General features: G+C 62.5%; 10 protein-coding genes. 4 read left to right on the top strand and 6 right to left on the bottom strand.

Going from position 1 to position 12,446, the window contains the following annotated elements; genetic code table 11:
* Nucleotides 1-3: 3 nt before the first annotated feature.
* Both D0T21_RS19695 and D0T21_RS19690 read right to left on the bottom strand, forming a co-directional pair.
* Nucleotides 4-1,707 (bottom strand): alkaline phosphatase family protein, encoded by a 1,704-nt coding sequence (locus D0T21_RS19695; protein ID WP_116991502.1) that lies wholly within the window; start codon nt 1,705-1,707, stop codon nt 4-6.
* Nucleotides 1,708-3,951: a TonB-dependent receptor gene (locus D0T21_RS19690; RefSeq protein ID WP_116991503.1), complete on the bottom strand. Its 2,244-nt coding sequence runs from the start codon at nt 3,949-3,951 to the stop codon at nt 1,708-1,710.
* A gap of 203 nt (nt 3,952-4,154) precedes the next feature.
* On the opposite strand from D0T21_RS19690, the gene D0T21_RS19685 reads away from it, so the two are divergent.
* Together D0T21_RS19685 and D0T21_RS19680 are read left to right on the top strand one after the other, a co-directional pair.
* Nucleotides 4,155-5,432, top strand: coding sequence for an NRAMP family divalent metal transporter (locus D0T21_RS19685; protein WP_116991504.1), 1,278 nt, complete (start codon nt 4,155-4,157; stop codon nt 5,430-5,432).
* A 39-nt stretch (nt 5,433-5,471) separates the two neighbouring features.
* Nucleotides 5,472-5,798 carry a hypothetical protein gene (locus D0T21_RS19680; RefSeq protein WP_116991505.1) on the top strand — a complete coding sequence of 109 codons (327 nt, stop codon included), beginning with the start codon at nt 5,472-5,474 and terminating at the stop codon, nt 5,796-5,798.
* Here the strand turns inward: D0T21_RS19680 and D0T21_RS19675 are convergent.
* Together D0T21_RS19675 and D0T21_RS19670 are read right to left on the bottom strand one after the other, a co-directional pair.
* Nucleotides 5,791-7,701 carry a bifunctional diguanylate cyclase/phosphodiesterase gene (locus tag D0T21_RS19675; protein ID WP_229211554.1) on the bottom strand — a complete coding sequence of 637 codons (1,911 nt, stop codon included), beginning with the start codon at nt 7,699-7,701 and terminating at the stop codon, nt 5,791-5,793. The two genes, D0T21_RS19680 and D0T21_RS19675, sit on opposite strands and share 8 nt — an antisense overlap.
* Before the next feature lie 683 nt (nt 7,702-8,384).
* Entirely contained in the window at nt 8,385-8,990 is a 606-nt protein-coding gene (locus tag D0T21_RS19670; RefSeq protein WP_116991507.1) for a LysE/ArgO family amino acid transporter, read from the bottom strand.
* An 86-nt stretch (nt 8,991-9,076) separates the two neighbouring features.
* Between D0T21_RS19670 and D0T21_RS19665 the strand changes: the two genes are divergently transcribed.
* Entirely contained in the window at nt 9,077-9,961 is an 885-nt protein-coding gene (locus tag D0T21_RS19665; RefSeq protein WP_116991508.1) for a LysR family transcriptional regulator ArgP, read from the top strand.
* Here the strand turns inward: D0T21_RS19665 and D0T21_RS19660 are convergent.
* Nucleotides 9,953-11,032: a histone methylation protein DOT1-like protein gene (locus D0T21_RS19660; protein ID WP_116991509.1), complete on the bottom strand. Its 1,080-nt coding sequence runs from the start codon at nt 11,030-11,032 to the stop codon at nt 9,953-9,955. The two genes, D0T21_RS19665 and D0T21_RS19660, sit on opposite strands and share 9 nt — an antisense overlap.
* Nucleotides 11,033-11,043: 11 nt before the next feature.
* A complete protein-coding gene (locus tag D0T21_RS19655) occupies nt 11,044-11,406 on the bottom strand; it encodes a DUF5710 domain-containing protein (protein ID WP_116991510.1) in 363 nt (120 codons plus the stop codon).
* A gap of 104 nt (nt 11,407-11,510) precedes the next feature.
* Between D0T21_RS19655 and D0T21_RS19650 the strand changes: the two genes are divergently transcribed.
* On the top strand, nt 11,511-12,398 hold the full coding sequence (locus tag D0T21_RS19650; RefSeq protein WP_199538526.1) for a helix-turn-helix domain-containing GNAT family N-acetyltransferase: 888 nt from the start codon (nt 11,511-11,513) through the stop codon (nt 12,396-12,398).
* Nucleotides 12,399-12,446 lie beyond the last annotated feature (48 nt).

Below are 12,446 nucleotides of genomic sequence, written 5' to 3'. Positions count from 1 at the left end.
GGATCAGCGGCGGGCGCCGGAAAAGTCGAACAGGTTCATCAAGTCGCCGATGGCCGGGCGGTTGCGCGGCACGTAGGGCGAGGCCTTGTCATGAACAGGGTTAGGCAGGTTGTCGCGGCTGCGCGCCGACAGCGGCGGCAGCGACCAGTTGCGCTCGATGAACTTGGCGATCGAGGCGTGGTCGTAATACGTGTGGTCGACCGCGCCCTTTTTGGCCCACGGTGAAATCGCCAGCAGCGGAATGCGGGTGCCGTCGCCGAAGAAGTCGATCGCCTGCACATAGCCGGAATCGTAATAGCCGCCGCCCTCGTCGAAGGTGACCAGGATGACGGTATTCTTCCACAGCGCCGGATTGGCCTGCACGCGCTCCAGCACGCCGGCCACCAGTTCGTCGAAGCTGGTTTCCATGGCATAGCCGGGATGGCCGGAGATGCTGTCGTACGGCGCGATCACGGCCACCGACGGGAAGCTGGCGGCGTCCTTGACGTCGACGTAGAACTGCATCAGGTCGGCCAGCTTGTCCTTGTCCGGGCCGTTCATCGTCGAGCTGAAGAAGGTCGGCGTGTCGCACATGCCGCAGTATTCCTTGTCGACTTTCTTGCCGTCGTTGCGGCCGCCGCTATACCACTTCCACGACACGCCGCCGGCCGTCATCGCATCGCCGATGTGCGGCATAGGTTGCGGCGGCAGCAGGAATTTGTCCGGGCCCAGCGGCAAAGGCTCGCCCAGCGGGCCGAATGCGGGGTCGAGATTATTGACCATGTAGTAGTGGCCGGGCGCGCAGTTGCCGTCGTTGAAGGCGGGGTAAGGCAGTTGCGCCAGCAGCGCGCGGATGCCGGCCACGCCGGGCTGCGCCGGATCGGCGCAATTGACGTAGGTGCCACCGCGATAGCCGTCCTCGGTGTACCAGTTGTTGGTGCCGGGCTGGGCGTCCGGATTTTCGATCTGCTTGGCCGGCGGCACGGCGGCCTTGCCGTCTTCCGTGTAGTAGCCGACATCGGCCGTGGCCAGCGCGAAGTAATTGGCGGTGGTGCCGCCCATGATGGGTTGATGGTAGTTGTCGGCGATGGCGTACTGGTCGGCCAGGCGCTTGAACAGCGGCGCGTCGCCGCGCGCCATATTGTAGAAGCCCATGGCGACCGCGCCCTGCCCGGTCTTGCCAGGCGCTAGCGGCGCCGGATTGCTGGGACCGGGTCCGGTCTGGTCGGCCACCCAGACAAACAAGTCGTTCTTGCCGCCGTCGACCTGCTGCCACATCTGGAAGAAACGGTGGGTCGGATCGCCGGTGTGGGCGCCGTAGCCGACGTGGTGGGTGATCTGGAACGGGCCGTTGGGCAGGTTGGACGGGAAGCGCGCATCGGCCACGTCCTGCCGCTGGCCGAAAGCACCCCAGGCCCAGGGCTGGGGCAAGGTGCCGTAGACGCCGTTGAATTCCGGCGTAGGCGTGTAGGCGCCGCTGGACAGGCCCAGCTTCTGCGCCGCGTCCGCGAAGCGCGGCCCCGGCGTGCCATCCTTGTTGACGATTTTCTTCGACAACAGGTTGGCCACCGTCTGGCCCTTGCGCGGCTCGTACACGCCGTACAGATTATCGAAAGTCCGATTCTCGCCGACCAGCACAATCACGTGCTGGATCGGCGTGGTGGCCACCTCGCTGGCCGCTGCGGCGGCCGACAACATCAACGCACCGCAGACCAGCGAGCGCACCATTTACAGCTTGCCGTTCAGCGTGATGAACACTTGACGCGGCGCACCGGTCAGCAGCGTTTGCGCGGTGCCGTTGACATCGCTGGCCTGGAAGCCGTTGGTGCCGATCGAGCTGATGTACTGCTTGTCGAACAGGTTGGTGACGTTGACTTGCAGCGACAGGTCTTTCAGCATGCCCAGCGATTTCATCTTGTAGCCGGCCGACAGGTTAGCCAGCCAGAACGATGGCACGCCGCCGTCGTTCAGGTAGGTGTAGTAGCGCTTGGCGGTGTACTTGCCGCCGACGCGCGCAAACCAGGTGCCGCTTTCATACGACGCTTCGGTGTTGAACAGATTGCGCGGCGCATCGACCACTTGCTTGCCACTGACGGCCACCAGCGTGGCGCCATCCTGGTAGTTCGACTTGTACTTGGAATCGTTGAAGGTGTACGAGTTGAACCAGCTGATTTCGCGGTTGAACTTCCACACGGCGATCGCTTCCAGACCCTTGGTGTCGACCTTGCCGACGTTGACGAAGGTCGACGGGCAACCGACGATGCCGGCGCAGGTGGCCACGCTCAGCTGGCGGTCGTCGAAGCGGGCGTTGTAGACCGCCACCGAACCCTGGATGTCGGCGCGCTTGAAGCGGTAGCCGAGGTCGATGTTGACCGAGGTTTCAGGCTTGAGGTTGGCGATGCCGGCGTTGTAGGCGGCCTGGGTCTGCGAGAACGGACCGCTGACGCCCGGCTGGAAGGCGCGCATGTTCTTCGATGCGGAAGCGAACACTTCGTCGTCGGCGCTGAGGGCGTAGTTGACGCCGGCCTGCGGCAGGAATTTCTTCTCTGCGTCGAGGTCGCCGGCGGCGCGGGTGCCGATCAGGTTGGTGGCGTGGATGTCGACGTCCATCGCCTTGAAGCCGGCGTTGAACTTCAGCTTGCCGTCCATGGCGCTGAAGGTGTCGGCCACATAGTACTGCGAGGTGGTGGTGACGAAGTTCTGTTTGAAGTCGGTGCGGAACGGATTAGCCAGGAAGAACATGGTGTCGGCAGGACCGGTCACCTTGTAGTAGTTGCGGCTGACGTTGTGGTTGCTGCGCTCGCCCCACAGGCCGGCGGTGATGGTGTGGCCGCCCAGTTCCCAGGTCAGGTCGCTGGTGACGCCGTCGCGGCCGATCGAGTACTCGGTGGTGCGCAGCGAGATCGGGTTGGCGGCGTCGGTCGCCACGTATGGCGTGTACCAGTGGCCCTGGCCGTCGTTGTCGTGGTGGTAGATGGTGGTCTTCAGTTCGATCGACGGACCGAAGTTCAGGGCCAAGGTCAGGCCGCCGATGGTGTCCTTGCGCAGGCCGCCGGCCGAGTAGTAGGCGTCGTCCATGCTGTTGACGCCGCCGGTGTAGACGCCCTTGGCGGCGTTGACGGCGCGCTGCCAGTCAGGCTGGTAGTTGTCCCAGCCGTAACCCAGGCGACGCACCATTTCCAGCGACACGTCCTGGTAGTCGACTTCGCGGCGGTCGGAATAGTTGAGGAAACCGGTCAGGCTGTTTTCGCCGAAGTTGAACACGAACTTCGAGTTCAGCTGATCCTGGTCCTGGCCGCCTTCGCCCTTGGTCTTGTCGGTGCGCTGGCGGGTGCCGCTGATGTAGGCCTTGACGACGTTGTTGATCAGGCCGGTATCGACGCGGGCGAAAGTGCGCGACGTCGAATCGCTGCCGAAGGTTTGCGCGAAGGTCAGGCCGCGCACATCGCTAGGGGCCAGCGTGAAGAATTGCACGGTACCGCCCAGGTTGCTGGTCGAGGCGGTGCCGACCGCGCCCGCGCCTTGCGACACGGTGACGTTGCCGACGTTTTCCGACGAGATGGCGCGGCTGATGTGCAGGCCGTTGTTGTTACCGTAGCTCATGTCGCCCAGCGGCACGCCGTCCAAGGTGAAGCCCAGCTGGTTCTGGTTGAAGCCGCGCACGCTGAAGCGGGTCGACCACTCGTAGGCGCCGAACGGATCGGCGGACTGGAAGTTCACGCCTGGCAGTTTCTCCAGGACTTTGAGCGGGCTGGTGCCCGGCAGCGCTTCGGCCAGGTCGGCCTTGTTGATGTTCTGCACCTGGCGCGACTGGCCACGGCCGGTGATTTCCACCGTTTGCACAGGGCCGATGATGGCGCCGGCTACCGAGCTGTCGGCGGCGGCATCGGCCGCGTCGGCGGCGTAGGCGTGGCAAGCCAGGGCTTGCAGGACCACCAGGCACAAAGGTTTCAGAGGGAAGCGCTGTTGCATAATTTGTTCTTCTTTCTTGCTGGTTAGTGTGGACTAGGCTGGAAACTAAACTCGCAAGATTGTAGGAACTGCATGTGACGCGGCGATGACGGGAATGTGACAACTTGGTGACATAACAACATTTCTTCACTCAGGATAAGTACGCGAGCGTACGGACCGCCGGTTGGCCTCCGCCTTAGCATGGTCATCAACAGGGAGATTTCATGGACATGACGACGCCACAGCGCGGCAAGCAAGGCTGGCTCAGCAAGCTGGGACCGGGACTGATCACCGGCGCGGCGGACGACGACCCCAGCGGCATCGCCACCTATTCGCAGGCCGGCGCGCAATTCGGCTACGGCATGCTGTGGACCATGCTGCTGACCTATCCGCTGATGGTGGGCATCCAGGCGGTCAGCGCGCGCATCGGCCGCGTCAGCGGGCACGGGCTGGCGACCAATATCCGCCACCACTTTCCGGCGCCGCTGCTGTATCTGCTGGTCGGCCTGCTGCTGGTGGCCAACACCATCAACATCGCCGCCGACATCGCCGCCATGGGCCAGGCTGTCGCGCTACTGGCCGGCGGCCCGGCGCACTGGTATGCGGCGGCGGCCGGCATGCTGTCGCTGGCGCTGCAGGTGACGCTGCCGTACAGCCGCTACGTCAAGGTACTCAAATGGCTGACGCTGGCCCTGCTGGCCTATGTCGCCACCGCGCTGACGCTCAAGCTGCCGTGGCTGACCCTGCTGCATGAGGCGCTGCTGCCCAAGCTGTCCTGGCAGGCGGCCTACATCACGACGGTGGTGGCCATCTTCGGCACCACCATCAGCCCCTACCTGTTCTTCTGGCAGGCGTCGCAAGAAGTCGAGGACCTGCACGCCGAACCCGGCGCCAGGGCGCTCAAGCATGCGCAGGAGCAGGCGCCGCGCAACCTACAGCGCATCAAGGTCGACACCGTGGTCGGCATGGGCTTTTCCAACCTGGTGGCCGTGTTCATCATGCTGACCACCGCCGCCACGCTGGGCGCGCACGGCATCACCCATATCGACTCGTCGGCCCAGGCCGCCTCGGCGCTGCGGCCGATCGCCGGCGACTTCGCGTTCGCGCTGTTCAGCATGGGCATCATCGGCACCGGCCTGCTGGCGGTGCCGGTGCTGGCCGGCTCGGCCGCCTACGCCATCGCCGGCGCCATGCGCTGGAAGAACAGCCTGGAGCTGCAATATTCCGGCGCGCCCAAGTTCTACGCCATCATCATCGGCGCGACCGTCATCGGCACCGCGCTGTGCTTCACCAATATCGACCCGATCCGGGCGCTGTACTGGAGCGCGGTGCTCAATGGCGTGATCTCGGTGCCCATCATGGTGGTGGTGATGCTGCTGGCCGCGCGGCCGGCGGTGATGGGCAAGCTGGTGATTTCGCGCAGGCTCAGCGTGCTGGGCTGGCTGTGCACCGGCGTGATGGCTGCGGCCGTGCTGGCGATGTTCGCCACGCTGGGAAAATAATCGGGTAAGCTGGGGCCTCAATATTTGTGGAGCCCACCCATGCTGCGATTCTGTGCACTGTTGATGGCGGGTTTGCTGTCGCTGTCGGCGCTGGCGTTCGAACGGCCGTTTCCGGCCAACGCACTGCGCGGGAAAATGACGCCCGGCTATTTCCCCGATGTCAGCATCGACGGCAAGCCGCGCCAGCTGTCATCCGCCGCGCGCATCTTCAACCGCGACAATATGATCGAAATGCCGGCCGCATTGCGCGGCAGCGACATCGTGGTCAACTACACGGTGGACGGCCAGGGCAATATCGACCGCATCTGGATATTGACCGCCGAGGAAGCGGCGCAGAAACTGCCTACCGCGTCGGACGCTAAATAGCGAAATTATCAACGTGCGGCCTGTCGAGCAGGCCGTCCGCAAAAACCAGCAGTTCCTCCGCCGGGATCGGCCGGGAAATATGGTAGCCCTGCAGGTAATGGCAGCCCATCTTTTCCAGGATGGCCGCCTGGCCGGCCGTTTCCACGCCCTCCGCCACCAGCTGCAAGCCCAGGCTGTGTCCCATCGCGATGATGGCGTGCACCAGATTGTTGCTGCGCTCGCTGTGCTCGATGTCCATCACGAAGGCACGGTCTATCTTCAAGGTGTTCAGGTGGAACTGGGTCAGGTAGCTGAGCGAGGAATAACCGGTGCCGAAATCGTCCAGCGAAATACTGATGCCCAGCGAGCGCAATTGGGCCAGCACCGCCTGTACGTGGCCGCCATCGTCGATCAGCACCCGCTCGGTCAGCTCCAGCTCCAGCTGGCGCGCCGCCAGGCCGTTGCTGGCCAGCGCCTGCCGCACCAGCCCGACAAACCCCGGATCGGCCAGCTGCCAGGCCGAGACGTTGATGCTGATGGTGATCTCGCCCAGCGGGCTGGCCTTCCACTGCGCCACCTGGCGGCAGGCTTGGTTCAGCACCCAGGTGCCAAGTTCGACGATCATGCCGCTATCTTCGGCGACTGGTATGAAACGGTCCGGCGGAACCGCGCCCAGCAAGGCGCTGTCCCAGCGCAGCAGCGCCTCCACCTTGGTCAGTTTGCCGGTGTGGGAGTTGGTGATGGCCTGGTAGACCAGGCGGAACTCGCCGGCCTCGATGGCGCCGCGCAGGGCGCCGTCGATCACCAGCGCATCCTTGGCGGCGGCGTTCATGGCGTCGTTGAAGAAACGCATTTCGCCGCGTCCCGCCTTCTTGGCTTCGAACATGGCAATGTCGGCGTTGCGGATTAGCGTATCGCTATCGGTGCCGTGCAAGGGATAGCAGGCGATGCCCACGCTGGCCGAGACGCCGATGGCATGGTGCGACAGGTTGAAGCTGTCGCCCATGGTGGCGATGATGCCGGCCGCGCAGTCGCCGGCGGTTTTCTCGCTGCCGCCTGCTGGCAGGCCGGGCAGGACGACGATGAATTCGTCGCCGCCGAAACGGGCCAGCACATCCTGCGGACGCAGGATGGCGTGCAGGCGGCGCGCGAACTGGCGCAGCAATTCGTCGCCGACGGCATGACCGAAGGAATCGTTGACGCGCTTGAACTTGTCCAGGTCGATGAACAGCACGGCGCATTCGTTGCGGTCGAAGGCGGCATTCGCGAGCTCCTCTTCCAGCCGTTTGGACAGCGCATGGCGATTGAAATAGCCGGTGACGGGATCGATGCGGGCCGCCTGGTACAGCAGATCGTCCTTCTTTTTGCGCTCGCTGATGTCCAGCAGCTGGACCAGGCAATACGTGCGGCCGCGCTCTTCGTAAGGCGAGCCTAGCATTTCAACGGGCAATTTATTGCCATTGTGCAATGTCACGATGGCGGTATCGACGATGGGGTAATGGACGCCCTCGGTCACGAACTGGCTGAAATAATGGTCCGCCATCTCACGCGTGAGGCCGGGAAGCAAGTCCGTGACATGGCGACCGATCAAATCGGCAGGGGCATTAAAACCCAGCAAACGGGCGCAGCGCTCGTTGGCCACCATGACATAGCCACGGCGGTCGCGAATCAAAAAACCATTGCTCAGGCTATCGATGGTGCGCGCATAGCGTTGCTGGATCTCATCCTGTACCGCATAAATCAAACCCAGCATGCTGAGGGTTTTTAATATCGTGGTGCCGACAAACCAGATCAAATATAACTCGGGTCCCAGCGTTACCGCGCTGAGCAGGTTAAAACCGCCACGCAAGATCAAGGTAATACCCAACAGGCGATAGCGGTTTTTATTCTTGATCAGGCGCTGGCCGCACCAGAGCATCATCATGCCTAATATGGCGGCGCTGCCGGGCGCGATAATGGCCGGATTACTAAACCAGACCACACCTGATATCGTGGCTATCAATATACCTGCAGGCAATATCCAGCGTATTTGATAACGGTATAACTCTCCCAAGAAAAACTTGGTGCCGCTCCAATAACCTATCAGGCCGGCGCTAAGTAATACGGCGCAAAGCTGAATACGCAGGGTTTCGGAAAATACGCGGTCGCCGATAAACCAGATAATAATTCCGCTCATTACCGATAACTGCCCCAGCCCCCAGAACAGGGCGTGCTTTTCCTTGCGTTGCATAAGCCACAGGAAAATAAGCAATGTACTCAGAATAGCGTCTGCCGCAAAAGCGGCCGCTACTGCGGAGAGGTGGGCGTAATTGCTGAGGTCCGTGCTCATATTTATCGGCCGTCTTCTGGCCCGGAATCCTGAAGAACTGTTTTTGAGGTAACTATCTTCATTGTATGCTGAACGGCCGCGCGGGCGGTATCTCAGGCCGGATACAGTGTTGCCGATTGGCACAATGCGGCTGTCCGCCCGAAAAGGCCCCGGGAACTATGTTTTTTATGCCAAAAATTGGCATGTACCAGCCAGTTTTGAGCTTGGCTCGCCCTGCCCCGGGGCAGGGCGCGGACCTCGGCACCAGCAGGCGCTGATTGCCGATCTATTCAATGCCATCAAGCGAATAAGGAAATAGCCAGGCACCACATGACCAGCGCAATCACACCATCCAATATCTGCCAGGCGCGCGGCTTGGCAAATACAGGCGTTAAATAACGGGCGCCAAATCCCAGGCTGCTAAACCACAATAAGGAAGCGAGCATGGCGCCCAATGCGAAATACAGGCGCCCGTTTCCGGCCTGTTGTCCGCCTATCGAACCGAGTAATACGACGGTATCCAGATATACATGCGGATTCAATAAACTGAATGCCAGCATGGCCGCGATAACCGTGCGGCGATCGCCGACCGGGGCACTGTCGCCGGCCGCCATTGCGCCGGGATTTAAAGCCGATCGGGCAGCCCGCAATCCATACCAGAATAAAAATCCGGCACCGGCGATCTTAATCCAGAATAACAGCGCCGGCGCTTCCGTAATCAACTGCCCCATGCCGGCCACGCCCGCGCCAATTAATACAACATCGCAGATAACGCAAATAGCAATGCAGGTCAGCACAAACTCGCGTTTCAACGCCTGCCTCAGCAAATAAGCGTTTTGCGAACCGATAGCGACGATCAGGCTGCCGCCCAGACCGACACCCTTCAAAAAAGCAGTAACTTCCATATTTTTCTCCCAAAGCGATACGACAGCTTACTTAGCTCGCCAAGATAAGTATAATTAATATTACTGACCAAATATTAGAGCGGCTAATGAAGCAAGTAGACTATCGCGGCCTGGCGGCGTTGGATGCCGTCATCGATCATGGCAGCTTTGACAAGGCGGCTTTGGCGTTGTCCATCACCCAATCGGCGGTCTCGCAGCGGATACGCATGCTGGAAAACAGCGCCGGCGAATTGCTGATCGTGCGCAGCCAGCCGCCCACACCGACCGAGGCCGGCCAGCGGCTGATCGCCCATTACCGCCAGGTGCGCCTGTTGGAAGCGGCACTGCTCCACCGGCCGGATTCGGGCGAAGCGCGGCCGGAGATCGCCATCGCCGTCAATGCCGACAGCGCCGCGACCTGGGTGCAGGAAGCGGTAACGCCACTGATGAACAGCGGCCAGTGCCTGCTTCACATCCGCCTGGACGACCAGGACCATACGCTGACCATGTTGCGGGAAGGCCGGGTATTCGGCTGCGTGACCAGCGAAGCGGCGCAAGTTGCCGGAACCACCTCGACGCCGCTGGGCATCATGCGCTATCACTGCGTCGCCAGCCCGGCGTTCGCCCAACGCTGGTTCCCGGACGGCATGACGGCCGCCGCCGTGCAACTGGCGCCGGCGCTGAATTTCGACCGCAAAGATGCGCTGCAAGAACGCTATATCGCCCGCCGCACCGGCTACAGCGGCCACTATCCACATCACTCGCTGGCCAGCTCGGATGGTTTTGTACGGTTTATCGAGGCGGGCTTCGGCTATGGCATGGTGCCGTTCTTGCAGTGCGAACAGCAATTGAAGGCGGGAACGCTGGTGGAAATGACGCCCGGCGACACGCTGGAGGTGCCGCTGATCTGGCACCGATGGGATATCCAGACAGCGCTTACTCGCGCATTGTCGGACAATATGATCGCTACAGCGCGCAAATGGCTACTTTGAGGCCTTATCATCCATGACCACGAACTCTTGCCGCACCCGCTCTTCCCACGCGGCCGGGTCGGGCTCATACAAGGTCGCCGTCGGCGCCACATACTCCAGCGGCCCGGTGCGCTGGTAGAGCATCACATTCGTCCAGGCCACCGTGCCGGCCGGAAAGCTGCATAACAACTTGAACGCCGGATGCCTCAACGGATAGGTAGTCGTGCTGACCAGCGCGCCTTCCTGCATCTCGCGCGCCAGCTTGTCGCCTAGCGCGTCCATCAACGGACCGAAGCAGGTGCTGTACATGAACACCAGGCTGGCGCCGCGCACATCGACCCGGAACATATCCGCTTCGATAAATGCGATGCGGGAAGCGAGATCGAGCAGATGGCTGCCGTGCGCCTCGCCGCCAAACGGCAACTGCAGCGGCGTCTCCGGCGCCAGCGGCGACGGCAAGGCCGCCAGCGCCTGCCGCGCCAGCGCCAGCAAGTTGTGCAGGCGCTGGACCGCCATCGCATGCCGATAGCCTATCAACTCGACACCTATGCAGCGCTGGAATGGAAACGCCAGCGCCGCCGACATCACCACTTTGCCCAGCCCGCTGCCCAGATCGACCATCACGCCGCCAGGGCGGATGGACGCGGCGATCGCGTCGAAGTAATTGTCCAGTTCGTAGCGCCGGAACTCGCCGTAGATCAGGCCGCCGTCCTCCACCAGCCAGGCCCGCACTTCCGCGTCGCCGATCTGCTCCAGCGAACGAAAGCCGGGCAGCGCCGCCACACGCGGCAACATTCCGTGCGGCAGCAAACCCGCCGGCAAGGTGCCGGTGATCACGCTCAGGTGCGGACGCAAGCGTTGCAAAAGATAATCGCGGCGCGACTTGTCTTCCAGGCAGGCGCGCAACGCGTAGCCGACTTCGATAAACCTGAGGAAGGGAGAGTCGGGCTTCAGCTCCAGCGGCGGCCGCACATGCTGTTCGCCGCCCTGTATGCTTTGAAACAAGGTCTCGAACACATCATCGGGATGCTGGAAGCTGGCGACCGGCCGGTTCGCCGCGTCCTGGGTGCGAAAAACCGGCGGGCTCTGCATGGCCTTGCGAATCAGGCGCGCAGCGCCGACAACATCTGGTCGACGCTGTCGTGGGCGGCTTGCCAGCCAGAACTGGCGAGCACCGGCGCGCACACCGGGCATGCCTCGAACGGATTACAGTCGTGCGGCAATTCCTGGTAGAACTTGCCCACCACCGACTTGCCGACGTACGAATCGACCGACAGCGGCTTGGCTTTCGGCGCCACCGAGGCCTTGGCCGGCACAAAATCGGCGCCGCCTGGGGCCAGCCAGCGCTCGAAGGGTTCGGTCGGCTTACCGTCGGGAACGTACCACGACTTGCGCTCGCCATTCCAGCGCGCACCCAGGGCCTTGGCTTCGTCTTTTTCCGCAAACGGAACTTTTAAAAACATCATCGTCGCTACTCCGCTAATGGAAGCTGTCATTTTACATGCACGTCCGGTTGACTGCACCGCCCTTCGCCGATATAGTTGCCAAAAGCAAGCATCAGGAGAAAGCCATGCATCAGGACATGCAACAGCAAGCCGACGTCGTGCGTCAGTTCAACCGCTACTACACAGTCCACCTGGGCCTGCTGCGCGGGCGCTACCTGGACACGGACTATTCGCTCAGCGAAGGCCGCATCATGTACGAACTATCGATGAATCCCGGCTGCACGGCAAATCATCTGCGCAACAAGCTGGGCCTGGACGCCGGCTACATGAGCCGCCTGGTGCGTTCGCTCAGCGAGCGCGGCCTGATCAGCGGCGTGCGCTCGGAACAGGACAAGCGCGCAACGCTGCTGAGCCTGACCGACGCGGGTCAGGCCGTCATTGCCGACATCAACCATCGCGTCTCGGCGGAAACGGTGCGCATGCTGGGCCAACTGGGCGAATCGCAGCGCACGGAATTGCTGGACGCGATGCGCAAGATGCAGCACATCCTGTCGAGCCCGGCCACGCGCGTGGTGCGCGCCACCGCCGCCCAGCTCGACGATGCGCGCCATCTGCTGCACGAGTATTTCGACCTGATCAACGTCGTGCTGCGCGATGACGACGATGCCATCCGCGCCTTCCTCAACGATGCCAGCTCGGCCATGTGGATCGCCTATGTGGACGGTGTGCCGGCCGCCTGCGTGGCCACGCGTGCGCTGTCGGAAGTGGCCGGCGCGACCGAGTGCAAGCGCTTGTATGTGGTCGACCGTTTCCGCCGGCGCGGCCTGGCCGAAGCGCTGATGCAGGCGCTGGAAAGTCACGCCGCGCAAGCCGGCTACAACGCCGTCTACCTGGACACCAAGGACGACCTGCACGTGGCGATCAGGCTGTACGAACAGCTGGGCTACGAACGCTGCGAGCGCTACAACGACAATCCGCAGGCCACCATCTTCATGCGCAAACGGCTGGGCTGAGGCGTGCGGCCGTTCTCGTAGCGAAGGAGTAATATTGCAATATATACA

The sequence above is a fragment of the Duganella sp. BJB476 genome (assembly GCF_003416895.1).
Taxonomy (GTDB): domain Bacteria; phylum Pseudomonadota; class Gammaproteobacteria; order Burkholderiales; family Burkholderiaceae_D; genus Rugamonas.
Note: the sequence above shows the minus strand (reverse complement) of the source record. Positions and strands in the feature narration are given on the sequence as shown.